The following is a 26,469-nucleotide window of genomic DNA, read 5'->3' as shown; positions in this document are numbered from 1 at the left end:
GCGGCAGCCCGCGGGCAACTTGGGGTGCCGCCCCGGCCGGCCGCGCACGCACAGGTGCCCGGGACCGCCGTGGTGGGCGGTCCCGGGCACCTGTGCGGTGTCGGCGGAGATCAGTGACGCGCTCCGCGCAACTCCTCGGCCAGCACCTTTCCGATCTCGCGCAGCGGCTCCGCGGTGGTCATGTCCCAGTGCGCGCAGTCGATGTCGTACTCCTCGACCCGGCCCAGGACATGGGGTGCCCAGGCCTCCGCTCCGGTCGTCTCCGCGGGAGTGCGGGCGGCGTTGAGGAACACCGCGTCGCCGCCGAACCGCCGCTGTGGCACGTACCGGTAGCGCATCTCCAGGTTCCCGGCCGTGACGGCGACGACGGAGGCGGCCTGGGCCGGGTCCAGCGCGCCCAGGATCGCGTCCTCCGCGCGCAGTACGGCGGCCAGCTCCGCCGCGTCCGGGGCGCTGTCGGCGCACCGCACGTCGAGTTCGGCGCCCCGGCCCCCGAGCAGCGCGGTCAGCACCTCGCGGCCGGTGACGGCGGGGGGCCGGAAACCGTCGGGCAGCGGGTAGGAGTCGAGCAGCGCCAGCAGGGCCACCTGCTCGCCCTGCTCCTCCAGCCGGGCCGCGACCGCGTGCGCCACGAGGCCGCCGAACGACCAGCCGAGCAGGTGGTACGGGCCGTGGGCCTGGACCGAGCGGATCTCGGCCGCATAGCCGTCGGCCATCTCCTCGATACCGGCCGGCCGGTCCGCCGGGTTCGTCAGCTCCTTGGCCTGGAGGCCGATCAGCGGCCGCCGTCCGCCGATGTGCCGGAGCAGTCCGGCGTACGACCAGCTCATCCCGGAGATCGCGTGGACGCAGAACAGCGGGGCCTCATCGGCCTCGGGGGACGCGGCCCGGATCGGCAGCAGCGTCTCCATCGGGTCGCCGCTCGTGTCGGAGGCGATGTGTTCGGCGAGCAGCGCGGGCGTCGGGTACTGGAACAGGTCGCGGATGGTGACCCGGGTCTCCCAGACGGAGCGGATCCGGCCGATCAGCCGGGTGGCGAGCAGTGAGTGGCCGCCCAGTTGGAAGAAGTGGTCGTCGATGGTGACGGACTGCACCCCGAGGGTGGCCGCGAAGAGCCCGCACAGGACTTCCTCCGCCGGGGTACGCGGTGCCCGGCCGCCGCCGGTGGAGGACTGCGGCGGTTCGGGCAGGGCGCGGCGGTCGAGCTTGCCGTTGACCGTGAGGGGCAGTGCGTCCAGCGGCACGATGGTCGCCGGCACCATGTACTCGGGCAGTGCGGCGACCGCGTGCCTGTGCAGTTCGGAGGCGTCGGGGCTGCTGCCCTCCGTGGGCACCACGTAGGCCACCAGGCGCTTGTCACCGGGCCGGTCCTCCCGGATCAGCACCGCCGCCTGCGCGAGGGAGGGGTGCCGCAGCAGCGCCGATTCGATCTCACCCGGCTCGATGCGGAAGCCCCGCAACTTGATCTGCTGGTCGGCCCGGCCGAAATACTCCAGCGCGCCGTCCTGGCTCCAGCGGGCCAGGTCGCCGGTCCGGTACATCCGGGAGCCGGGCGCACCGTGCGGGTCCGCGACGAAGCGTTCGGCGCTCAGTACGGGCTGCCCGATGTAGCCGTGGGCGAGTCCGTGTCCGGCGACGTACAGCTCACCGGGGACACCCGGGGGCAGCAGCCGGAGGTTCTCGTCCAGGACGTAGGCGTGCTTGCCGGCGATCGGCCGCCCGATCGGGACGGCGGGCGCCGGCCCGGTGAGGGTGTGGGCGGTGGTGAAGCCCATGCTCTCGGCGGGCCCGTAGCCGTTGACCAGGCGGAGGTGGGGGTGGTCGGCCAGTGCCTTGGCGGTGTGGGCGGGCGAGGCCGCCTCACCGGCGGTCATCGCCTCCTTGATCCGGGCGAACACCACCGGGTGCTCGTCGAGCATGTGGTTGAACAGGCTCGCCGACATCTGGAGCGTGGTGACTCCGTGCCGTTCGACCAGTTCCGCGATCTGGTGCGGGTCGGTGTGCTGGCCCGGCTGCAGGACGCAGACTCCGCCGTGCAGCAGGGGCCCGAAGACCTCCAGGGCGAACGCGTCCCAGGAGACCGGCGAGCTCTGCAGGTAGGTCTGGCCCGGTCCGAAGTCCAGGTAGTCGGGGCCGATGAAGGTGGCGGCCAGTGCCCGGTGCGAGGCGGCCACTCCCTTGGGGAGTCCGGTCGAACCGGAGGTGAACATCACGCAGGCGATGGATTCGGGGTGGCCGCCCGTCTCGACCGGTGTCCCGGGCAGGCCGCTGATCGCGGGGATCTCCTCGGTGAGGTCGACGACGGTGGCCCGGGTCGACAGGGCTGTCAGATGGGCCTGGGTGACCAGCGCCGCCGGTCCGGTCTGGCCGAGCACGGTGTTCAGCCGGTCGGCCGGGAACTGCGGGTCGAGCAGCGTGTATCCGGCCCCGGCCTTCAGGGCGGCGAGCAGCGAGGCGATGAGCTGCGGGGAGCGCTCCAGGTGGATGGCGACGATGCTGCCCGGTGTGACGCCATGTGATGTCAGGTGGCGGGCCAGCCGGTTGGACCAGATGTCCAGCTCCTGGTAGGTGACCTGCTGCTCCTCGTGGACGAGCGCCACCGAGTGCGGGGTGCGGGCGGCCTGCCGTACGAACAGCGCGTCGAGTGCCAGGTCCGGCGCGGGCGACCGGGCGCCGCTCCACTCCCGCAGCCGGCCGTGCTCGTCCTCGGAGACGGTCTCCAGTTCCGCGAGCGGCAGGTCGGGGGTTGCCACGGCCCCGGTGAGGAGCCGGACCAGCCGGTCCGCGGTGGCCTCGATGGTGCGTGCCTCGTAGAGGTCGGTGGTGTACTCGATCAGGATGTCGAGGCCGTCGGGGCGGCCGTCCGCGGTGCGGTTCTCGGCGAAGGCGAAGGTGAGGTCGAACTTGGCCACCGACGCAGCCGGAGTAGCGAACTCGCCCTCCAGTCCGGTGAGTTGCGGTGCCTCGTTGCTGGTGTCCCCGACCGTGAGCATGATCTGGAAGAGGGGGTGCCGGGCGGTGGTGCGCTCGGGGTTGAGGGCTTCGACGAGCCGGTCGAACGGCAGGTCCTGGTGGGCCCAGGCGGCGAGGTCGGTCTCCCGGACCCGGGTCAGCAGCTCCCGGAAGGTCGGGTCGCCGCTCGTGTCGGTGCGCAGGACCAGGGTGTTGACGAAGAACCCGACGACGTCGTCGAGCTTCTGGTCGGTGCGTCCGGCGACGGGTGAGCCGAGCGGGATGTCGTGCCCGGCACCGGAGCGGGCGAGGAGCGTCGCGACGGCTGCCTGGGCCACCATGAAGAACGTGGTCCCGGTGTCCTGGGCCAGCGACATCAGGGCGGTGTGCAGTTCGGCGGGGCAGTGCACGGCGTGGGTGCGGCCCCGGTTGGAGGCGGACGCGGGACGGGCGTGGTCCGCGGGGAGGGTGGCCTCCTCCGGCAGGTCCGCGAGCACCTCGCGCCAGTGGTCGAGCTGACGGTCCTCGTCGCGCTCCAGGATCCCCTGCTGCCAGAGGGTGTAGTCGGCGTACTGGACCGGCAGCGGCTCCCAGGCGGGGGCCGCGCCCTCGGTGCGGGCTTCGTAGGCGGTGGCCAGGTCACGGAAGAGCGGGCCGTTGGACCAGCCGTCGGAGGCGATGTGGTGGATCACGAGCAGCAGCACGTGATCCACCTCCCCGATCCTCAACAGCCGGGCCCGGCAGGGCATTTCGGCCGCCAGGTCGAAGGTGCGGGCGGCCTCGGCGGCGAGCCGCTCCGGGAGCGCCTGCTCTGTGGTGCCGATCAGCGGGAGGTCGAGGCCGGCCGGGGGCAGCACGTGCTGGTGCGGCGTGCTCTCGTGCGTGGGGAAGACGGTACGCAGGCCTTCGTGACGGGTTATCAGGTCGGTGAGGGCCAGTTGGAGTGCCCCGTGGTCGAGGGTGCCCCTGAGGCGCAGGGCGAGGGGGATGTTGTAGGTGGCGGACGGGCCTTCCAGCTGGTCGAGGAACCACAGCCGCTGCTGGGCGGAGGAGAGCGGTACGCGCTCCGGACGCTCCTGCGGTGTCAGCGCGGGCCGCTGTTCCCCGCTGCCCTCGGCCGCGATCCGCTCGGCCAGCTGCGCGACCGTCGCGTACTGGAACAGGTCCCGGATGGTGATCTCGGTGTCCCAGACGGCACGAATGCGGCTGATGAGGCGGGTGGCGAGCAGGGAGTGTCCGCCGCGCCGGAAGAAGTGGTCGTCGATGGTGACCGACGGCAGTCCGAGTACGGCCGCGAAGAGGCCGCACAGGACTTCTTCCGCGGGCGTCCTGGGCGGGCGGCCCCCGGCGTCGGCGGTCAGCAGCGGTGCGGGCAGGGCGCGCCGGTCGACCTTGCCGTTGGCGGTCAGCGGGATCTCGTCGAGGACCACGAAGGCGGCCGGGACCATGTACTCCGGGAGTCCGCCGGAGATCTCGCGGTGCACGGCCTCGGTGTCGACGCGGGCGCCTTCGGTGGCGACGAGATAGGCGGCGAGGCGCTTGTCGCCGGGCCGGTCCTCCCGGACCACGACGGTCGCCTGGCCCACACTCGGGTGCGCGGTCAACACCGTCTCGATCTCGCCCAGTTCGATACGAAAGCCGCGCAGCTTGACCTGCTGGTCGGCACGCCCGAGGTATTCGAGCGACCCTTCGGCGTTCCAGCGGACCAGGTCACCGGTCCGGTACATCCGCGTACCGGCAGGACCGTACGGATCAGCGACGAAACGCTCCGCCGTCAGCGTGGCGCGGTTGAGGTAGCCCTGCGCCAGACCGGCCCCCGCGACATAGAGCTCGCCGGGGGCGCCGGGCGCGGCAAGTTGCAGGGCGGCGTCCAGGACGTAGGCCCGGTGGTTGTCCAGGGGCGCCCCGATCGGGATGGCTCCCGCCTGGTCCAGGGGGCGGTGGATGCGGTGGGTGGTGGCGAAGGTGGTGGTCTCCGTCGGACCGTAGCCGTTGACGACGGTCACCTCCGGGCAGTGGTCCATGACCCGGCGTACCGCCTCGGGCGGCACCACGTCGCCGCCCGCCCACACCTCGCTGACCCCGGCGAACGCCGCGGGCGCCTCCTCCGCCATCACGCGGAACAGCCCGGCCGTCAGCCAGAGCGCGGTGACGCGGTGCTCGGCCAGCAGCCGCTGGTAGTCGGCCGGGGCGAGGTGGCCGCGCGGCGCCACCACGACCGTGCGGCCGTTCAGCCACGGGACCCAGATCTCGTACGTCGAGGCGTCGAAGGCGGCCGGCGAGTGGAACAGCACGCGCCGGTGCGCGCCGTTGGCGTACATGGTCTGCGCGGCCAGGTCCGCGACGTTGCGGTGGGTGACCGCGACGCCCTTCGGCACCCCCGTCGAGCCGGAGGTGAACATCGCGTAGACGGGCTGGTCGGGGTGGATGGAGCGGGCCGGAGCGGTGGCGGGAAGGTGGCCCAGCTCGATGCCGGCGCCCAGCACGACGACCTGCGCGTCGGCGTCCAGGACGACCTGGTGGTCCGACAGCGCCCGGTCGGTGAGCAGGACCGGCGCCCGGGTGTCAGCGAGGATCCGGACGAGCCGGCTGTCGGGGTCGCTGGTGTTCAGCGGGGCGTACACGGCCCCGGCCTTGACCACGGCGAGGAGAGCGGTGAGCAGGTCGGTGGACCGCTCCATCAGGACGGCGACCACGTCGTGCTGCCGGATCCCGAGGCCGATGAGGTGGTGGGCCAGCCGGTTGGTGGCTGCGTCGAGTTCGGCGTAGGTCAGGTCGCGGTCCTCGTCCACCAGGGCTATCGCGTCCGGGGTGCGGGCGGCCTGGGCGGCGAACAGCTCCGCCAGGCTCTTCCCGGACGATCCGGTGACGGCGCCGCTTCGCTCCTCCAGAAGCAGCCGCCGCTCGTGCTCGCCCAGCAGGTCGAGGACGGACAGCGGGGAGTCGGGCGAGGTGACCACGGCCTCCAGGAGCCGGTTCAGGCGCGCCATGAGCGCCTCGATGGTCCGGGCGTCGTAGAGGTCAGTGGCGTACTCGATGGTGATGTCGAGACCGTCCGGGCGGCCGTCGCGGGTGCGGTGCTCGGCGAAGCCGAACGTGAGGTCGAACTTGGCGATCTGCAGTGCGCCGTACTCGGTACGGGCGTCGAGCCCCGGGAAGCCGATGACGTCGGAGCCGGCCTCGCCCATGGTGAGCATCACCTGGAACAGCGGGTGGCGGGAGGCGGAGCGCTCGGGGTTCAGCACCTCGACCAGCCGGTCGAACGGCAGATCCTGGTTGTCCCAGGCGGCCAGATCCGTCTTGCGGACCCTGGAGAGCAGTTCGCGGAAGCTCGGGTCGCCCGTGACGTCCGTACGCAGCACCAGGGTGTTGACGAAGAAGCCGACCAGCCCGTCGAGCGCCTCGTCGATGCGCCCGGACACCGGGGAGCCGATCGGGATGTCGAGGCCGGCGCCGGAGCGCGACAGGGCGGTCGCGACGGCGGCCTGGACCGCCATGAACAGCGTGGCGCCGGACTCCCGCGCGAGGTGGGTCAGACCGGTGTGGACGTCGGCGGACAGCCGGGCGTCGCAGGTCGCGCCCACGTAGGAGGCCGATGCGGGGCGCGGCCGGTCGGCCGGCAGCGTTCCTTCCTCGGGAAGGTCCGCCAAGGCCGAGCGCCAGAAGTCCAGTTGGCGTGATCCGGCGCTCTCGGGGTCGTCGCCCTCACCCAGCAGCTCCTGCTGCCAGAGGGTGTAGTCGGCGTACTGGACCGGCAGCGGCTCCCAGTCGGGCACGGCGCCCCGGACCCGCGCCTCATAGGCGGTGGCGAGGTCCTGGAGCAGCGGAGCGGTCGAGCCGCCGTCCGACACGATGTGGTGCATCACGATGAGCAGGACGTGCTCCCGCTCACCGAGAGCGATCAGTCGCGCCCGGACCGGCAGGTCCTCTGCGAGGTGGAAGACCTGCGCGGACTCCTGAGCGAGGACGGCCGGCAGCGTCGTGGCGTCGGCCGGTACGACGTCGAGCGCGAGCTCCACCTCTTCCTCGTCGAGGATGCGCTGATACGGGGTGCCGTCCTGGTCGGGGAAGAGGGTCCGCAGGCTCTCGTGCCTGCCGACCAGATCCAGGAGCGCCGACTGAAGGGCCGGGCGGTCGAGTTCGCCGTTCAGTCGCACGGCGAGCGGGATGTTGTAGGTGGTCGACGGCCCTTCCATCTGGGCGATGAACCAGAGCCGCTGCTGGGCGAAGGACAAGGGGATCACTTGGTCGCTCCCATCCGGCGCATCGGCCGAAGTCTGGGCCGCGCGGCCGAGGCGCCGTCGAGCTTCTCGACGAGCGTGGCCACGATCGGGTTCTCGAAGAGGGTCGCCACGGAGAGCTCGACCCCGAGTACGGTGCGGATCCGGCCGGCGAGCCGGGTGGCGAGGAGGGAGTGTCCGCCGAGGTTGAAGAAGTGGTCGTCGATGGTGACCGAGGTCAGTCCGAGGACCTCCGCGAAGAGGCCGCAGAGCACTTCTTCCTTGGCGGTACGCGGTGCGCGCCCGGTGGTGTCGTTGACGGTCTGGGGTAGGGGAAGGGCGCGCCGGTCGACCTTGCCGTTGACGGTGAGCGGGATCTCGTCCAGGACCACGAAGGCGGACGGGACCATGTAGTCGGGCAGCAGCCCGGACACCTGTCGCTGTACGTCGCCTGGCTCTATCCGTGCGCCGTCCGCCGCGGTGAGGTAGGCGACGAGGCGCTTGTCGCCGGGCCGGTCCTCGCGGACGACGACGGTGGCCTGGGCCACGCCGGGCCGGCCGACGAGTACGGTTTCGATCTCGCCGGGTTCGATGCGGAAGCCGCGCAGCTTGACCTGCTGGTCGGCACGCCCCAGGTACTCCACCGAACCCTCGGCGTTCCAGCGGACCAGGTCACCGGTCCGGTACATCCGCGTACCGGCGGGACCGTACGGATCAGCGACGAACCGGTCAGCGGTCAGCGACGGCCGGTCCAGATAGCCCTGCGCCAGACCGGCACCCGCGATATACAGCTCGCCGGGGGTACCCGGAGCGACCAGCCGCAGCCCCTCGTCCAGGACGTACACCCGGTGGTTGTCCAGCGGCTCCCCGATCGGGATCGCGCCCGCGTAGTCCAGGGGGCGGTGGATGCGGTGGGTGGTGGCGAAGGTGGTGGTCTCCGTCGGACCGTAACCGTTCACCACGGTCACCTCCGGGCACCGGTCCATGACCCGGCGCACCGCCTCCGGCGGCACCACATCACCACCGGCCCACACCTCACGCACCCCGGCGAACGCCTCCGGAACCTCCTCCGCCATCACCCGGAACAGCCCCGCCGTCAGCCACAGCGAGGTAATGCCGTGTTCGGCCAACAGCCGCTGGTAGTCGGCCGGGGCCAGGTGTCCTGCGGGGGCGACGACGAGGGTGCCGCCGTTCAGCCAGGGCACCCACATCTCGTACGTGGACGCGTCGAACGCCATCGCGGAGTGGAACAGCACCCGGCTGTGCGCACCGTTCGCGTACATCGTCTGCGCCGCCAGATCCGCGACGTTGCGGTGCGTGACCGCGACACCCTTCGGCACCCCCGTCGAACCGGACGTGAACATCGCGTACACCGGCTGATCCGCATGCACGACCACCGCCGGATCGGAGCCATCACCCACCCCGTCGGAGACCAACCCCGGACTCAGCACCCGCACACCGGCCGGCACCGTCCACACACCCGCGTCCCGGTCCGTCACCACATGCGACACACCCGACTGCCCAACAATCAACTCCACCCGATCAGCCGGATAACGGGTATCCAGCGGCACATACACCGCACCCGCCTTCACCACCGCCAACGTCATCACCACAGCACTCACCGAGCGCTCCAGGAACAACGCCACCCGACCCCCCGGCCGCACCCCCTCACCCATCAACCCACGCGCCGCAGCATTCGCCAGCGCATCCAGCTCTCGGTAGGAAAGCTCACGCCCCTCACCCACCACCGCCACCGCATCCGGCGTCCGCGCCACCTGCGCCGCGAACAACGCCCCGAGCCCCACACCCGGAGAACCGGTCACCTCACCCGACCACCCCCCCAACAACACCTCACGCTCGCCCGCGGACAACAGCTCCAGCTCACCCACCGGCACATCCGGAGCCGACGCCGCACCCTCCAGCAACCGCACCAGACGCTCACCCGCCAACTCCACCGACCGCGCGTCATACAGATCAGTCGCATACTCGATCGTGATGTCCAGCCCACCCGGCCAGCCCTCACCCGTCCGATGCTCCGCGAAGCCGAAGGTGAGGTCGAACTTGGCGATCTCCACCTTCGAGAACTCGTACTCCGCCTCCAGGCCGGAGAGTTCGGGGGCCTCTGCGGACATGTCGCCGACGGTGAGCATGACCTGGAAGAGGGGGTGCCGGGCGGTGGTGCGCTCGGGGTTGAGGGCTTCGACGAGCCGGTCGAACGGCAGGTCCTGGTGGCTCCAGGCGGCGAGGTCGGTCTCCCGGACCCGGGTCAGCAGCTCCCGGAAACTCGGGTCACCGCTGGTATCGGTCCGCAGGACCAGGGTGTTGACGAAGAACCCGACGAGGTCGTCGAGGGCCGGGTCGGTGCGACCGGCGACGGGTGAGCCGAGCGGGATGTCGTGCCCGGCACCGGACCGTGACAGCAGGGTCGACACCGCCGCCTGCGCCACCATGAACAGGGTGCTGCCGGTGTCCTGGGCCAGCGTGGTCAGCGAATCGTGCAGCCCGGCCGTGCAGTGCACGGTGTGGGTGGTGCCCCGGTTGGACGCGGTGGCCGGCCTGGGCCGGTCGGACGGCAGCGTGGCCTCCTCCGGCAGTTCCGCCAACACCGCTCGCCAGTAGTCGAGTTGGCGTTCCTCGTCGCTGCCCAGAAGCCGTTGCTGCCAGAGCGAGTAGTCGGCGTACTGGACGGGGAGCGGCTCCCACGCGGGGGCGACGCCCTCGGTGCGGGCTTCGTAGGCGGTGGCCAGGTCGCGGAAGAGCGGGCCGTTGGACCAGCCGTCGGAGGCGATGTGGTGGATGACCACCAGCAGGATGTGCTCCTGCTCGCCCAGCGAGACCAGATGCGAGCGGATCGGCGGCTGGACGGCCAGATCGAAGGTGGCCGCCGAGAGGGCCGCCAGCCGTGCGATGAGCTCCTCCTCAGTGGTGTTGATCAGGGGCAGCTCCATGTCGGCCGGGGGCAGGACGTGCTGGTGCGGGGTGCCCTCGTGGGTGGGGAAGACGGTGCGCAGGCCTTCGTGGCGCGTAGTGAGGTCGGTGAGGGCCAGTTGGAGCGCCCGGTGGTCGAGGGCACCCTTGAGGCGCAGGGCGAGGGGGATGTTGTAGGTGGCGGACGGGCCTTCCATCTGGTCGAGGAACCACAGCCGCTGCTGAGCGGAGGAGAGCGGGATGCGCTCCGGACGCTCCTCGGGCATCAGGGCCGGCCTGGGCAGTTCGCCGCTGCTCTCGGCGACGCACTCCGAGAGGGCGAGCACGGTCGGGTTGCGGAACAGGTCCTTCACGCCGAGCTGGACGCCGAACGCCCGCCGGATGCGGCTGATCAGCCGGGTGCCGAGCACCGAGTGCCCGCCCCGGTGGAAGAAGTGGTCGTCGATCGTGACGGACGGCAGTCCGAGAACGGCCGCGAAGAGACCGCAGAGCACTTCCTCCTGCGGTGTGCGCGGCGCACGTCCGTTGGTGGCGTGCGCGATCTGAGGCGCGGGCAGGGCGCGCCGGTCGACCTTCCCGTTGGTCGTGAGCGGAATCTCGTCGAGGACCACGAAGGCGGCCGGGACCATGTATTCGGGCAGTGCGGCCGTGACGTGTGCCCGTAGTTCTGCCACGTCGATGCGGGCGCCTTCGGTGGCGACGAGATAGGCGGCGAGGCGCTTGTCGCCGGGCCGGTCCTCCCGGACGACGACGGTCGCCTGGCCCACACTCGGGTGTGCGGTCAACGCCGTCTCGATCTCGCCCAGTTCGATACGGAAGCCCCGGAGCTTGACCTGCTGGTCGGCGCGGCCCAGGTATTCGAGCGAACCCTCGGCGTTCCAGCGGACCAGGTCGCCCGTGCGGTACATCCGCGTGCCCGGCTCACCGAACGGGTCCGCGACAAAGCGTTCCGCCGTCATGCCCGACCGGCCGAGGTAGCCACGGGCGAGACCGGCTCCGGCGATGTACAGCTCGCCGGGGGTGCCCGGGGGTACGAGGCCCAGCCCCTCGTCCACCACATACGCCCGGTGGTTGTCCAGGGGCTCCCCGATCGGGATGGCACCCGCGTAGTCGAGGGGGCGGTGGATGCGGTGGGTGGTGGCGAAGGTGGTGGTCTCCGTCGGACCGTAACCGTTCACCACGGTCACCTCCGGGCACCGGTCCATGACCCGGCGCACCGCCTCCGGCGGCACCACATCACCACCGGCCCACACCTCACGCACCCCGGCGAACGCCTCCGGAACCTCCTCCGCCATCACCCGGAACAGCCCCGCCGTCAGCCACAGCGAGGTAATGCCGCGCTCGGTCAGCAGTCCGCCCAGGGTCCCGGGGTCGAGGTAGCCGGGGGGTGCCACGACGACCGCGCCACCGTTCAGCCACGGCACCCAGATCTCGTGTGTCGAGGCGTCGAAGGTGTGCGGCGAGTGGAAGAGCACCCGGGTGTGGGCGCCGTTGGCGTACATGGTCTGGGCGGCCAGGTCCGCGACATTGCGGTGGGTGACCGCGACGCCCTTCGGCACCCCCGTCGAACCGGACGTGAACATCACGTACAGCCACTGGTCGGGGTGGGTGGGCAGGGTCGGCGGCGTCGACGGAAGGTGGGCGAAGCCCGAGGCCCCGTCGAGCACGACGGTCTCCGCGGTGGTCCTGGCCACCACCGGGTGCTCTGCCAGCACCTTGTCCGTGAGCAGGACGGGCGCCCCGGTCTCCGCGAGGATCCGCAGCAGGCGGCTGTCCGGGTCCGCGGTGTTGAGCGGGGCGTAGACGCCGCCGGCCTTGACCACCGCGAGGAGCCCGGTGAGCAGGTCCGCCGACCGCTCCATCAGGACGGCGACGACGCTCTCCGGCCCGACGCCGAGGCCCACGAGGTGACGGGCGAGCCGGTTGGCGTCCGCGTCCAGCTCCGCGTAGGTCAGCTCCCGGACACCGTCGACCACGGCGATCGCGTCCGGGGTGCGGGCGGTCTGTGCGGCGAACAGCTCCGCGAGCCCGGCTTCGGGGGCGGCGGTGATCGTGCCGTTCCACCCCTCCAGCAGCTGGTGCCGCTCGTCGCTGCCGATGAAGTCGAGCTCGCGGACCGGGGTTTCAGGGCGTTCGACGGCGTCGCCCAGCAGCCGGACCAGTCGGTCGGTGACCGCCTCTACGGTCCCGGCGTCGTACAGGTCGGTGGCGTACTCGACCCTGATGTCCATCCCGGCCGGGCTGCCGGCCGCCGTGCGGTGTTCGTGGAAGGAGAAGGTCAGGTCGAACTTGGAGATGTCCAGCGAGGTGAAGCCCGACTCAGCGGCGATTCCCGGCAGTTCGACGGTGGGGGTGACGGCCTCCTGAAGGGTGAGGACCACCTGGAAGAGCGGGTGGCGGGCGGTGGAGCGCTCGGGGTTGAGGGCCTCCACCAGCCGGTCGAAGGGCAGGTCCTGGTGGGCCCAGGCCGCCAGGTCGGCGTCCCGTACCCGGGTCAGCAGCTCACGGAATCCGGGGTCGCCCGTGAGATCCGTGCGCAGGACCAGGGTGTTGACGAAGAAGCCGACCAGGTCGTCGAGGGACTGTTCGGAGCGGCCCGCGATCGGGGCGCCGATCGGGATGTCCTCCCCGGCGCCGGAGCGGGACAGCGCGGTCGCGACAGCGGCCTGGGCCACCATGAACAGCGTGCTGCCGGTCTCCCGGGCCAGCCGCGTCAGCGCGTCGTGCAACGCCGCCGGAACGTGAACGCTGTGGGTGGTGCCTCGGTAGGTGGCCACCGCCGGGCGGGGGCGGTCGGCCGGCAGCGTGGCCTCGTCGGGCAGCCCCTCCAGGGTCTCGCGCCAGAACTCCGCCTGCCGCTCCCCGTCCGCCGCGAGCAGTTCCCGCTGCCAGAGGGTGTAGTCGGCGTACTGGACCGGCAGCGGCTCCCAGTCGGGCGCGTCGCCCCGGGTCCGTGCCGTGTAGGCGGCCGTGAGGTCCCGCAGCAGCGGGGTGGTGGACCAGCCGTCGGAGGCGATGTGGTGCATGACCACCAGCAGGACGTGCTCCTCGCTCCCGAGCGCGAACAGGACCGCTCGGAAGGGCAGTTCGGATTCGAGAGCGAAGCTGCGGGCCGCGTGATCGCTGAGTTGCGCCTTCAGCGTCTCCTCGGCCGCCGCGACGACGGGCAGCGCCACCTCGACCTCGGCCGCCGGGAGCTGCCACTGATATGCGGCGTCGTCCGCCATGCCGAAGAGGGTGCGCAGCGACTCGTGCCTGACCACCAGGTCGGTGAGCGAGAGCTGAAGGGCCTGCGTGTCGAGTACGCCCTTGAGGCGCAGCGACAGCGGAATGTTGTACGTCGCGGACGGGCCCTCCAGGTGGTGCAGGAACCAGAGGCGCTGTTGGGCCGAGGAGAGCGGTACCCGCTCGGGCCGGTCGGCCTGCCGCAGGGCGGGGCGCTGTACGGCCTGCTGCTCGCCGCCCGCTTCGACGTACTCGGCCAGAGCGGCGACCGTCGGGCCCTGGAAGAGGTCCCTGACGGTGATCTGGACGCCGAAGGTCTGCCGGATGCGGCTGATGAGACGGGTGGCGAGCAGGGAGTGCCCGCCGAGGTGGAAGAAGTGGTCGTCGATGGTGACCGAGGTCAGTCCGAGAACCTCCGCGAAGAGGCCGCACAGCACTTCCTCGCCCGGTCCGCGGGGTGCGCGCCCGGTGGTGTCGTTGGCGGTCTGCGGTGCGGGCAGGGCGCGTCGGTCGACCTTGCCGTTGACGGTGAGCGGGATCTCGTCCAGGACCACGAAGGCGGACGGGACCATGTACTCGGGGAGGATGCCGGCGAGCGCGCGGCGCACGGCCTCTGTGTCGATGCGGGCAAGGCCGGCGGCGACGAGATAGGCGACCAGGCGCTTGTCGCCCGGCCGGTCCTCGCGGACGACGACGGCAGCCTGGCCCACGCCCTCCTGGGCGCTCAACGCCGTCTCGATCTCGCCGGGTTCGATGCGGAAGCCGCGCAGCTTGACCTGCTGGTCGGCACGCCCCAGGTACTCCACCGAACCCTCGGCGTTCCAGCGGACCAGGTCACCGGTCCGGTACATCCGCGTACCGGCGGGACCGTACGGATCAGCGACGAACCGGTCAGCGGTCAGCGACGGCCGGTCCAGATAGCCCTGCGCCAGACCGGCACCCGCGATATACAGCTCGCCGGGGGTACCCGGAGCGACCAGCCGCAGCCCCTCGTCCAGGACGTACACCCGGTGGTTGTCCAGCGGCTCCCCGATCGGGATCGCGCCCGCGTAGTCCAGGGGGCGGTGGATGCGGTGGGTGGTGGCGAAGGTGGTGGTCTCCGTCGGACCGTAACCGTTCACCACGGTCACCTCCGGGCACCGGTCCATGACCCGGCGCACCGCCTCCGGCGGCACCACATCACCACCGGCCCACACCTCACGCACCCCGGCGAACGCCTCCGGAACCTCCTCCGCCATCACCCGGAACAGCCCCGCCGTCAGCCACAGCGAGGTAATGCCGTGTTCGGCCAACAGCCGCTGGTAGTCGGCCGGGGCCAGGTGTCCTGCGGGGGCGACGACGAGGGTGCCGCCGTTCAGCCAGGGCACCCACATCTCGTACGTGGACGCGTCGAACGCCATCGCGGAGTGGAACAGCACCCGGCTGTGCGCACCGTTCGCGTACATCGTCTGCGCCGCCAGATCCGCGACGTTGCGGTGCGTGACCGCGACACCCTTCGGCACCCCCGTCGAACCGGACGTGAACATCGCGTACACCGGCTGATCCGCATGCACGACCACCGCCGGATCGGAGCCATCACCCACCCCGTCGGAGACCAACCCCGGACTCAGCACCCGCACACCGGCCGGCACCGTCCACACACCCGCGTCCCGGTCCGTCACCACATGCGACACACCCGACTGCCCAACAATCAACTCCACCCGATCAGCCGGATAACGGGTATCCAGCGGCACATACACCGCACCCGCCTTCACCACCGCCAACGTCATCACCACAGCACTCACCGAGCGCTCCAGGAACAACGCCACCCGACCCCCCGGCCGCACCCCCTCACCCATCAACCCACGCGCCGCAGCATTCGCCAGCGCATCCAGCTCTCGGTAGGAAAGCTCACGCCCCTCACCCACCACCGCCACCGCATCCGGCGTCCGCGCCACCTGCGCCGCGAACAACGCCCCGAGCCCCACACCCGGAGAACCGGTCACCTCACCCGACCACCCCCCCAACAACACCTCACGCTCGCCCGCGGACAACAGCTCCAGCTCACCCACCGGCACATCCGGAGCCGACGCCGCACCCTCCAGCAACCGCACCAGACGCTCACCCGCCAACTCCACCGACCGCGCGTCATACAGATCAGTCGCATACTCGATCGTGATGTCCAGCCCACCCGGCCGGCCCTCATCCGTCCGATGCTCCGCGAACGAGAACGTCAGGTCGAACTTGGCGAATCGCAGCCAGGTGAACTCCGACTCGGTGTCCAGGCCCCCGGCGACGAGTGTCGGGGTGGCCGCATCCGTGAGCGTCAGCATCACCTGGAACAGCGGGTGCCGGGCTGCCGAGCGGTCCGGGTTGAGTGCCTCCACCAGCCGGTCGAACGGCAGGTCCTGGTTGGCCCAGGCGGCGAGGTCGGTCTCCCGGACCCGGGTCAGCAGCTCCCGGAAACTCGGGTCACCGCTGGTATCGGTCCGCAGGACCAGGGTGTTCACGAAGAACCCGACGAGGTCGTCGAGGGCCTGGTCCGTACGTCCGGCGATCGGTGAGCCGAGCGGGATGTCGTGCCCGGCACCGGACCGCGACAGCAGGGTCGACACCGCCGCCTGCGCCACCATGAAAACCGAGGCGCCCGATTCGCTCGCCAGCTCGGCGAGCGCGGTGTGCGCGGTCTCGGAGCAGTGCACGGTGTGTGTGGCACCCCGGTAGGAGGCGACGGCCGGCCGCTGCCGGACGGCGGGCAGGTTGGCCTCCTCCGGGAGCTCGGCCAACGTCTGCTTCCAGTAATCGAGTTGCCGGGCCGAGACGCTGTCCCGGTCCGCCGGGTCACCGAGGACGCCTCGGTGCCAGAGGGCGTAGTCCGCGTACTGGGCGGGCAGCGGGTCCCAGGCGGGTCGCTCGCCGCGGGAGCGGGTCGCGTACGCGGTGCTCAGGTCGCGCATGAGCGGCTGGTAGGACCAGCCGTCGGAGACGATGTGGTGCATCACCACCAGGAGTACGTACTCCTGCGTGCCGAGGCTGAACAGGCGGGCGCGGAAAGGCAGATCGGCCGCCAGGTCGAAGACGCGCTCCGACTCGGCGGTGAGCAGCGCGGCCACGGTCTCCTCGGTGGCGGTGGTGAGCGGCAGCTCGACCCGGACGCTGTCGGCGGGCAGGATCCGCTGGTAGGTCCGGCCCTCGGCCTGGCCGAAGACGGTGCGCAGGCTCTCGTGCCGTCCCGCGACATCGGTGAACGCCGCTTCCAGTGCGGTGACGTCGAGTTCGCCGCGCACCCGGACGGCGAGCGGGATGTTGTAGGTGGCCGACGGGCCCTCCAGCTGGTCGAGGAACCAGAGCCGCTGCTGGGCCGCCGAGAGCGGCATCGGCTCGGGCCGCGCCTGCTCCGTCAGAGCCGGGCGGGCGGGCTCGCCGCCGCCCGTGGCGACGTACTCCGCGAGCAGCGCCACGGTCGGGTACTCGAAGAACTGCCGTAGCGTCAGCTCGACGTCGAGGACGCCGCGCACCCGGCTCACCAGCCGGGTGGCGAGCAGTGAGTGGCCACCGACCGCGAAGAAGTCATCGTCGATGCCGATCGACGGGAGGCCGAGGGAGTGGGCGAACAGCCCGCAGAGGACCTCCTCGACGGGGTTGCGGGCGGCCCGGCCGTTGCTTGCGGCGTTCGCTCGGGGGGCGGGCAGTGCGCGCCGGTCCAGCTTGCCGTTGGGGGTCAGCGGCAGGGCTCCCAGCGGTACGACGGCCGAGGGCACCATGTACTCGACGAGCTGTTCGCCCACGTGGCGGAGGAGTTCGGCCCCGTCCAGAACCCCGGCTTCCGCCGGTACGGCGTAGGCCACCAGGCGTTTGTCGCCGGGCCGGTCCTCGCGGACGATGACCGCGGCCTGGGCGACGGAGGGGTGGCGGACGAGCACGGTCTCGATCTCGCCTAGTTCGATGCGGTTGCCGCGGAGCTTGACCTGCTGGTCCGCGCGGCCCAGGAAGACGATCTCGCCGTGCTCGTTCCAGGCGGCCAGGTCGCCGGTGCGGTACATGCGGCTGCCGGCGGGTCCGTACGGGTTGGCGGTGAACCGTTCGGCGGTCATGGCCGGGAGCCGGCCGTAGCCCTGGGCGAGGTGCGGTCCGGCGACGTAAAGTTCCCCGGTCTCGCCGGGGGCGGTGTGGCGCAGTCCGGCGTCCAGGACGTACATCGCGGTGTTGGCCATCGGGATGCCGAGGTGCAGCCGGTCGAGGGTGCGGGTCTCGGGGGTGAAGGCCTGGTAGCTGCAGAAGACCGTTGCCTCTGTGGGGCCGTAGACGTGGACGAACGTGGTGTCCGGGCAGTGGTCGAGGGCGCGTTGGAGGGCGACCCCGGACAGGACGTCGCCGCCGGTCCAGATCTCGCGCAGCTGCTTGAGCGCGTCGATCGCCTCGCCGGCCATGGCGTCGAAGAGGGCGGTCGTGAAGTAGGCGGCGGTCACGTCGTTGCGGGTGATGGCTTCGGCCAGCTCACCGATGTCGATCTTCGGGGCGGACAGGATGACGGCCAGTCCGCCTCGGAGCAGCGGGACCCAGAGTTCGTAGGTGGAGGAGTCGAAGGGCAGCGGCGAGTAGGCGAGCACACGCTGATGGGCCTGGGCGCCGAAGCCGGGGTCGAGGGCCAGTTCGACGACGTTGCGGTGGGTGTTGACGACGCCCTTGGGGGTGCCGCTGGAGCCCGAGGTGAACATGATGTACAGCGGCTGGTCGGGGTGGACCGTGACATCGGGCGCCGTGGGCGCGGTGTCGGCGGTGGCGCTCCGGTCGTCGAGCCGCAGGGTGGGCAGGCCGGCGGCGAAGTCCGTCTCCCCGGCGGTCCGGTCGGTCACCAGGAGGGTGGCGCCGGTGTTGTCGAGGATCCAGCTGAGCCGCTCGGCGGGCTGGCGGGGGTCGAGGGGAACGTAGACGCAGCCGCTCTTGAGCACGGCGAGGACCGTGATGACGTAGGCGACCGAGCGGTCGAAGAGAAGTCCGACGGCGTCGCCGGGCCGCAGGCCGTCGGTGACGAGCCGGTGCGCGAGTGCGTTGGCCGCGCCGTCCAGCTCCCGGTAGGTGAGACCTCGGTCCTCGTGGACGAGGGCGACGGCCTCCGGGGTGCGGGCGGCCTGCGCGGCGAAGAGCGTGTGCAGCGCACCCTCGGGAAGGTCCTCCGCCGTGCTGTTGTACGTGGCGACGTGCGCGGGGACGTGCGCGGGTTCGCCGACGCCGAGGGAGAGGGCTGGGTCTGCTTGCGGCTGGGACATCTCGACACCTTCTTGGTAGCTCGGATCTCGTGGTCTCGCGGCGTGCCGGGAGACCGACGGAGCCACGGTGGATGACGTGCGGATTGATGCGAAGTCGTGCGGCGGGGCCGGGAGTCGGCGGGTGCGGACGCCACCGCCGCGCCGGCGGGGCGGGGAATCAGCCGGTGCGGGACGCCGCCGCGTCGGCGGGGAGCAGGATGTCGTCCGCTTCCAGTGCGTTCGCGTGGTACTTGCCGACGGAGCTGATCAGCAGCCGGAGCTCCAGTGCGATGCTCTCGGCCAGCCGGACCAGCCCGGCGTCGGCGTCCTCGTCGACGGCGAGGAGCGCGGCCCGGCCGAGGCCGACGGCGCGGGCGCCGAGCGCCAGGGCCTTCGCGGCTCTGCCGCCCTCCCAGATCCGCCCGCTGGCGAGCAGGCAGTGGTCCGTGGGCCCGATGCGGGTGAGGCACTCGCCGAGCGGGAGTCCCACCTGGCCGAGGAAGCCGGTCGGCGCCCAGGCGGTGCCGCCCTCCGCCCCGTCCACCGTGACGGAGTCGGCGCCGGCCGCCCAGGCGGTGGCGGCCGCGAGGGCGATGTCACGCCCGGGGTGCAGTTTCACCCACACCTTCACGCGCGGGAAGTTGTTGCGCATCAGCCGGATCTGCTGGCGCAGGATCTCCTCCGTGAAGGTGCCGGGGCTGCTGATCCGCAGGACGGAGTCACTGTCCGGGCCGAACACCGCGTCCATGGCGTACTGTTCCGCGACCCTGCCGCCGGCCTCGCGGCCCAGGACGGTCAGGCCGCCGAGTCCCGGCTTCGCACCCTGGCCGACCTTCAGTTCGAAGGCGAGCCGGCCGGTGGCGAGCAGCGGTTCGGAGACCGGGTCGCTGTAGACGAGGTTCCACACCTCGGCGTCCGCGTCCTCCGTGGACTGCTGGACCACCACTCCGCCGTGCTCGTCGTCGGCGGCGGCGGTGTAGGCGGCGATCCGGCCGAGCAGCGGGGAGGTCGCGGAGTCGGAGGCGGCGCGGTAGCCGTTGACCGGCACCACGTTCTCCCCGATGACCATCGGGATGCCGAGCTGTCCGGCCTGGCGTCCGGCGGCCTCGCCCAGGTCGTGGCTGGCGACCTGGGTCGAGCCGAACGCGGAGACGTACAACGGCAGCCGGGAGGCGAACCCGCCGACGGACGTGCCGAGTTCGACATCGGTGTAGAGCGGTTCACGGGCCAGGTCTATGAGCTTCTTCAGCCGTTCCGGCATGAACACCGGGGGGACGATCCTGGCCCGCTCCAGCAGGTCCTGCGGGTCGTGGCCGGCCGGGATCGCGCCCAGCAGGCTGCTGCCGTACGACTCCAGGGCGGGGAAGACCGCCGCCGCTCCGGCCCTGGCCCGGTGCCGCACCTGTTCCTCGGGAAAGCCTTCGGCGCTCAGTACGCTCATGCCGACACCACTCCGGGGAGCTTCGGGTAGGCGCTGGCCTCCCAGGCGGCGGTGCGTCCGGTGACGTACCGGGTGAAGCGCTCCAGGCCGATGCCGAAGCCCGAGCTGGCGGGGATGCCTCGGCGGGCCAGGTCGAGGTACCAGCCGTACTTCGCGGGGTTCTCGCCGGTCTCGCGCATCCGGGTGACCAGGGCCGCGTAGTCGTGTTCGCGCTCGCTGCCGCTGGCCAGCTCCCCGTAGCCCTCGGGGGCGATCAGGTCGAAGTTGCGCAGGATGCCGGGGCGTTCGGCGTCCTCCTGGTCATAGAAGCCGCGCGAGCCCTTGGGGTAGTCGACGACGAAGAACGGGCGGCTGGTCTTCGCGGAGAGGATCTCCTCCCCCTCCCAGTCGATCTCGGCGCCCGGGTCCTGCGGGTGGCCGAGCGCCACCAGGTCCGCGGTGGCCTCCTGGTGCGTGGTGCGGGCGAACGCCCCCCGGACCACCTCCCGGAACGCGTCCCGGTCCCGGCCCAGGAGCTCCAGGTCGCCGGGCATCTCGCGGACGACCTCGTCGACGACGTGCGCCACGAGCCGCTCGGCCAGCTCCATCGCGTCCTCGCGGCCGGCGTCGCGGATCTCCACGTCTATCTGGTGGAACTCCGCGAGGTGGCGGTGGGTGACGGCCGTCTCCAGCGGTTCCAGGCGCACGTTGGGCGCGATGTAGAAGATCTTCTCGAAGGCCATCAGGGAGGCCTGCTTGTAGAGGATCGCGCTGGTCATCAGCTTGTACTTGTGGCCGTAGAAGTCGATGTCCACCTGCTTGGAGCCCCGGATCCCGGGGTCGGTGACCGGTCCGATGACCGGTGGCAGCAGTTCCTGGAACCCCTGACCGGTCAGGAAGGCGCGGGTCGCCGCGAGCATGCGGCTCTGCACCCGCAGGGTCGCCCGGGTCGGCTCTGCCATCAGGTGCTGGTCGGGAGAGACCGGGAACGTGGGCGCGACGCGGGCGCGGGGCTCGGCACTCGTGCTGGTCATGGTGCTACCTCCTGGGTGTGCTGCCGATGGGCCGCCGGTCGACGGGCCGCCGAGGGAAGCGGGGTGCGGGAGAGGGACGAGGGAAGGGTGCGGTCGTGCCGGCGCTGCACGAAGGACAGGGCGTCGAACAGCCCGGCGGCGGTCAGCCGTCGGCCCCGGTCGCGGACGGGCCCCAGGGGCATCGCCCCGATCTCGGACCAGGTGAGGCGGCCCGAGCCGTCGATGCGGCTCCGGGAGCGGCCCGCGTTGTCGGGGTGCAGGCAGAAGGGGACGTCGAGGTAGCCGCGGGCGAAGGCCTTCAGCAGCGCCTGGCCCAGGTCGCCGTCGAGGTTCAGCACGGCTTCCACCAGGGCGCGGGCCTCCGCGTAGACGGCGTTGTCGGCGGCGGCGGGCGGGTCCGGCAGGATTCCGGGACCGGCCGCCGCCCGGTGCCGGGCCGCGGCGCGTGCGGCGACCCGCAGCGCCTCGACGTTCTCCGCCACCGTCGGGATGCGGTGTGCTTCGGCGACCGTCTTCACGATCAGCCGGGCCGCCCCGGTCTCCACGGCCAGTTCGGCCGAGCGCTCCAGGAGGTCCAGGGAGCCGCTGCGGGTCTGCGGGTAGAGGCCCATGTAGGTGTAGAGGACGATGTGCCAGTCGGTGTCCGGCAGGAACTCGCCGGCCAGCCGGCGCAGCGCGTGCACCGCGTCGCGGTCCTGCGCGGCGTTGGTCTGCTGGGCGTAGCTGAGCGAGATGCTGCGCAGTCCGGCACGGTGGAAGAAGAGCGCCTCCAGGGCGCTGATCGCGACGAGGAGTCCGGGCGGGCAGAGCTGCCCGAGCATGCAGCCGCCGAAGGTCTCCAGGTGCGGTTCCGCCCCGGTGGCGCGCAGACCGGCCAGGAACTCGCAGCTCTCCTGCCAGTTGCGTACGGAGTCCAGGAGCGGGGTGCGGCCGTAGGGCAGGCAGTAGGAGACCGGGCCGCCCTCCGTCGCGTCCAGGCCGAGCCTGGCCAGTGCGGTGACGATCCGCTGGGGGCGTGCGGAGCCGTGCCGGATCTGGACCGGGAATCCGGCGTCCCGGACACCGTCCAGGACCCAGTGCGAGGTGTGGGGGCTGTAGGAGGTGATGGGGAACCCGTTGAGCGGGACGCCGCTGTTCAGGGCGCGGACCGCGGACGCCTCGTCGCTCACCCGCGTGTAACTGTCGATCGTCATGGTGCCGACGACCGCGTCGGCGGCGCCCTTGGTGGCCAGCAGTCCGGCCCGCATCAGGGCGGGTCCGGAGAAGCCCATGCGGGGCTGTACGACCAGGGCGCCCCGGTTCTGGGCCTCGGCCACGAAGCGGCCGAAGGAGAGCGGGCGCCGGTGCACGGTGGTGCGGCTGTCCGGGGCTGCCGCGAGGGTCTGCGGGGTCATCGTTCCACCTCCCTGGGCAGTGAGCCGACGTAGGACTCGAAGGCGGTGAGGTCGACGCCGTCCTGGAAGACCGCGTCGAACCCGGCCCTCCTGAGGACGTCGGCCTCCTTCTCCCCGCCGCCCGCGACACCGAGCTTGCCGCCGATGACGGCGGGCAGGCCGGTCAGCTCCCAGCGCGCCCGGATGGCCCCGATCAGCGGCTGCGCGTCGTTGAAGCCGTGTCCGTTGACGCTGCTGACGACCAGCAGGTCGGGCTGGAACTTGCAGCAGGACTCGACGATCTCGTCCTCGGGCACGCAGGAACCCAGATTGACGACCTTGTGCCCGAGGTCTTCGAGCAGCAATTGGATGTAGATGAGATTCCAGGTGTGCGCATCGGATGGCAGTCCGGTGACAACAACATCCAGCGGCCCGGATCGATGACGAGCCGCCCATTCCGCAGGCTTCATTGTTCGCTTCGTCCACATCATTGGATGACAGGGGGAGAAAGAGGTCCAGACGTGGCCTGAACTTCCTTTCGATGACCAACGTAGATTCGCCGCGGAGCCGAATCCGGCGTGACCGGCGGCAACTGGGCGGCAGGACAGCAGCAGTTGACCGACAGTGCCGTGCCGGGCGGGTGTCGGGGCGTGAGACTGGCCGGACTGCGCCCGCAGAATTCAGCGCCCGGCCCTGTGCACACCGCCGGCGAACGACCGAGGAGTCATGACATGGCAGAGACCGGCCACAGCGTCCGGGCGGCGGACGTGCTCGCGGACGTCCTGGCACAGGTTCGGGAGAGGGTCGACCGGCGGGAGGCGCTCGGTGAGGCGCAGGTCGCCGTGCTCGAAGCGGCGGTGAACATCGTCCGTGCCGGTCAGACCGGGTCGGAGGCGATGCCGGCGGAGCGGTCGGAACTGGTGCGCGAGGCGCTCGGCGCGGTGCGTGCGGCGACCGTGGCCACCGGGGTCGCCCTGACGTACGCGCACCGGACGGCCCGTGTTCCCGCCTGATCCCGCGCCGCGTGGTGCCGCCGATCTGCCTGGGCTTCTGCCCGGCGAACCGGTCGGCGGCTCCTAGCCTTTGATACAGGCGACGACAGAACAACAGGCGACGAAGCAGTCAGTCCGTCAGACCCGATATTCCAATGACCCGAGGTGAAAAATCATGGCAACCAACCCGTTCGAGGACGCTCAGGGCCGTTATGTGGTGCTGGCCAACGAGGAGGGGCAGTATTCGCTGTGGCCGGCCCGGATCCAGCAGCCGGCGGGCTGGGAACTGGTGAAGGGCGAGGCCGGCAAGCAGGAGTGCGGCGAATACATCGAGGCGAACTGGACCGATATGCGGCCGCGTTCGGTCATCGCGGCGATGGGTGGCTGATCCGGTCGCCACTCCCGTACGGAAAGGGCGGGTGCGAGACGCTGTACGCGTCTCGCACCCGCCCTTTCCGTACGGGATACGAATGGACGGTCAGCCCAGGGAGCCGGTGACGCACCACTCCAGGACCGCGGCGGCGGCGGTCATCTTGTGGTGGGCCTGGCGCCAGGCCAGGCTCGCCGGGCCGTCGAGCACCTCGTCGGTGACCTCCTCGCCCCGGACCGCGGGCAGGTCGTGCAGGAAGACGGTGTCCGGGCCGCCGAAGCGCGCCAGGAAGCCGGCGTTGATCTGGAAGCCGTCGAAGTCGCGGAGCCAGTCGGGGTTCTCCTTCGTCACACCCATGGTCTGCCAGCGGCTGGTGTACACCGCGTCCACCGGGCCCCGCACCTCTTCGGGCGTCACGACCTGGTCCACCAGGGCCTTGCCGCCGCTGAGTTCGGCCGCCAGGTCCAGGGTCTCCTTGGGCACCTCGTATCCCCGCGGGCACAGCAGGGTGAGGCGCAGACCGGGGGTGAGCGCGGCGGCGAGCGCGAGGGCGGCGCCGGAGCTGTTGCCCTCGCCGACGGCGAGCAGGTGCAGGCCGTCGAGCGAGCCGAACCGTTCGGTGAGCGTGGCGAGGTCGGCGATCGCCTGGGTCGGGTGCTCGTCCAGGCTCAGGGCGTTGACGACGGCCAGGTCCTCACTGCTGCCGAGCCGCCGGATCTCCTCCACGTCCCCGTTGGTGCGGACGACGAGGGCGTCGAGGTACTGCCCGAGCACCCGGGCGGTGTCCTCGACCGTCTCGCCGGTGGTGAGCTGGAGTTCGCTCGGGCCGAAGGTGATCACGTCGGCGCCGAGCCGGGTCGCCCCGCTCCAGAAGGACGTCCGGGTCCGGGTGGAGGACTTGCGGAAGTAGAGGCCGACCTGGCGTCCGGCCAGCGGCTTCGGCACGATGCCGTCGCGGCCGAACGAGACGGCGCGCTGGACCAGCTGGTCCAGCTCGGCGGGCGTGAGGTCGGCGAGCGAGATCAGGTTGCGCATGGGTGAGGTGCCTTTCGTGAGGGCGGGAGCGGGGTGGGACGAAGGGCCGAATGAGCCGGGCGGCCGGTGCCGCCCGGCTCATTCGGCCGAGGCGGAGACGAGAGCGGCGGGCGCCTGCTCCCGGTCCTGTGCCGTCAGCACCGCACGGACCAGGTTGAGCACCGTGAAGCCGACCGGGTCGCCCGCCGTGGCGGGCAGTCTGCGGATCAGGCCGCGGACCAGCAGGGCATGTACGTCACGGGCGGTCCCGGCCAGCGGGGTTCCGCAGGCGCGGGCGGCGCCGTCCACCGTCCACGGGTCCTCCAGGCTCGCCAGTGTGCGCAGCAGAGCGGCTGCCTGCGGGGGAAGCCCGGTCACGGCGGCGGTGAGCCGTTCGCTCAGGGTGGGACCGGCGGCGGGATCGGACGGGGTGACGCCGTCGAGCAGCACCAGTGGAGTGGTGCGGGCGATGTCCAGGAGTTGCTGGGGCGAGTAGAGGAGCAGCCAGGACGCCGCGCCCTCCAGTGCCTGCGGCATCCCGTCCAGCGCCCGGCAGATGTGGGCGACGGTGGTGACGACGGTGTCCGTCGGGAGGAAGTCGGGCCGCGCGTAGCTGACATGGGAGAGCGTCAGCTCGACGGCCGGCACGTCCGTGACGAGCGTGTCACCGGCCACCTCGCCGGCCGATTCCGCGGCGGACGGCACCGCGAGCGGGGCCAGTGGCAGCAGCCGTCCGCCGGGCAGTTGCACCGGCCGGTCGGAGGTGGTGAGTATTTTCAGGCGCTCGCAGGCGCGCAGCAGATTCAGCAGCCGAGGGGTGACATTCGGTGACGCATCGTGACCGTCCAGCACGATCAGGGTCTCCTTGGACCCTATGAGCGTGGCGAGCTCCTCGAATTCCCCGCCGTCGCGGACGAGTGCGCGCACCCAGCCGGCCACGGTCGACTGCGGGCTGCCGTCGCCAATTTCCGAGGTCTCTGCCGGGTCGTCCAGACTCACCCACAGGACCGGAACCCGGTCCCTGGCGTGAATGACGGACGCGGCTTCCTGGGCGAGCCGGGACTTTCCCACTCCCGGCAGGCCCACCAGTGTCAGCAGCCGCTCGTGATCCGTACTCAACCGGGCGGTGAGTGCCTCCAGTTCGGGGCGCCGCCCCACCAGTGGGCGCAGCGCCGGGGGTGGTGTGGCGAGATCCGCCCCGTAACTGTCCTGGAAGACGCGGCCCACCGCCTTCGCGTCGACGGCGAGTTCGAGCTCGACACGTCGGGTGTCACTCAGTCTCATGGCGTTGGCGAGAAGCTTCAGCGTTTCCCTGCGCGGGTGCTGAACCCTCCCCAGTTCCAGGTCCCGAATGGCCCGGACGCTCACGGTGGAAAGCCCGGCGAGCTGTTCCTGAGTGAGCCCCGCCCGTCTGCGCGCATTCTGCAGAAGAACGTCAAGCCCGTGTGCAGGCTGGGAATTCATCATTGTCTCCTCGGTCTCCACACGATCAGAAAGGCAATAGCCGGCTGTCCGGCCTCCAAGGACTTTCCGGAACGCGCCCCCCCCCGGATCGGGATCATTCCGGCCCGCTCACGCTCCGTACTCTCCGTGACAGCGAAGGTCCGCCGTCGATGAACAGCGTCCATCGAGCCATTCCCGAAGTCTTCCCGGTGCGGTACCGCGACTTCCTTCACCGAGGGGCTACGATCACTTCGCGCCTGGGTAGAGCTG

The 26,469-nt window shown here is 71.3% G+C and carries 10 protein-coding genes; 2 read left to right on the top strand and 8 right to left on the bottom strand.

Annotation, left to right across the window (positions count from 1 at the left end; all coding sequences use genetic code 11):
- Nucleotides 1-110: 110 nt before the first annotated feature.
- From RLT59_RS33795 to RLT59_RS33770, 6 genes are all read right to left on the bottom strand, one after another.
- Entirely contained in the window at nucleotides 111-7,196 is a 7,086-nt protein-coding gene (locus RLT59_RS33795) for a non-ribosomal peptide synthetase (RefSeq protein ID WP_311306908.1), read from the bottom strand.
- Entirely contained in the window at nucleotides 7,193-18,574 is an 11,382-nt protein-coding gene (locus tag RLT59_RS33790) for a non-ribosomal peptide synthetase (RefSeq protein ID WP_311306907.1), read from the bottom strand. Before RLT59_RS33790 ends, RLT59_RS33795 begins: the two co-directional genes overlap by 4 nt.
- Nucleotides 18,575-18,731: 157 nt before the next feature.
- Nucleotides 18,732-19,994 (bottom strand): glutamate synthase-related protein, encoded by a 1,263-nt coding sequence (locus RLT59_RS33785; protein ID WP_311306906.1) that lies wholly within the window; start codon nucleotides 19,992-19,994, stop codon nucleotides 18,732-18,734.
- Nucleotides 19,991-21,007, bottom strand: coding sequence for an asparagine synthetase A (locus tag RLT59_RS33780; protein ID WP_311306905.1), 1,017 nt, complete (start codon nucleotides 21,005-21,007; stop codon nucleotides 19,991-19,993). The genes RLT59_RS33785 and RLT59_RS33780 overlap by 4 nt, the downstream gene beginning before the upstream one ends.
- Nucleotides 21,004-22,401 carry a methylaspartate mutase gene (locus RLT59_RS33775; RefSeq protein WP_311306904.1) on the bottom strand — a complete coding sequence of 466 codons (1,398 nt, stop codon included), beginning with the start codon at nucleotides 22,399-22,401 and terminating at the stop codon, nucleotides 21,004-21,006. The genes RLT59_RS33780 and RLT59_RS33775 overlap by 4 nt, the downstream gene beginning before the upstream one ends.
- On the bottom strand, nucleotides 22,398-22,745 hold the full coding sequence (locus RLT59_RS33770) for a cobalamin B12-binding domain-containing protein (RefSeq protein ID WP_399126554.1): 348 nt from the start codon (nucleotides 22,743-22,745) through the stop codon (nucleotides 22,398-22,400). Before RLT59_RS33770 ends, RLT59_RS33775 begins: the two co-directional genes overlap by 4 nt.
- A 366-nt stretch (nucleotides 22,746-23,111) precedes the next feature.
- On the opposite strand from RLT59_RS33770, the gene RLT59_RS33765 reads away from it, so the two are divergent.
- Both RLT59_RS33765 and RLT59_RS33760 read left to right on the top strand, forming a co-directional pair.
- Nucleotides 23,112-23,393, top strand: a complete 282-nt coding sequence (locus RLT59_RS33765; protein ID WP_311306902.1) for a hypothetical protein — start codon at nucleotides 23,112-23,114, stop codon at nucleotides 23,391-23,393.
- Nucleotides 23,394-23,547: 154 nt separating this feature from the next.
- A complete protein-coding gene (locus RLT59_RS33760) occupies nucleotides 23,548-23,760 on the top strand; it encodes an MbtH family protein (RefSeq protein WP_311306901.1) in 213 nt (70 codons plus the stop codon).
- 90 nt (nucleotides 23,761-23,850) lie between these two features.
- Here the strand turns inward: RLT59_RS33760 and RLT59_RS33755 are convergent, their stop codons facing one another.
- Nucleotides 23,851-24,777 carry an ornithine carbamoyltransferase gene (locus tag RLT59_RS33755; RefSeq protein WP_311306900.1) on the bottom strand — a complete coding sequence of 309 codons (927 nt, stop codon included), beginning with the start codon at nucleotides 24,775-24,777 and terminating at the stop codon, nucleotides 23,851-23,853.
- Between the two features lie 78 nt (nucleotides 24,778-24,855).
- Nucleotides 24,856-26,220 (bottom strand): helix-turn-helix domain-containing protein, encoded by a 1,365-nt coding sequence (locus tag RLT59_RS33750; RefSeq protein ID WP_311306899.1) that lies wholly within the window; start codon nucleotides 26,218-26,220, stop codon nucleotides 24,856-24,858.
- Nucleotides 26,221-26,469: the final 249 nt, after the last annotated feature.

It is taken from the genome of Streptomyces sp. ITFR-6, assembly GCF_031844725.1.
In the GTDB taxonomy this organism is placed as follows: Bacteria; Actinomycetota; Actinomycetes; order Streptomycetales; family Streptomycetaceae; genus Streptomyces.
The sequence above is the reverse complement of the archived record's forward strand: the minus strand, read 5'-3'. Positions and strand labels throughout refer to the sequence as shown.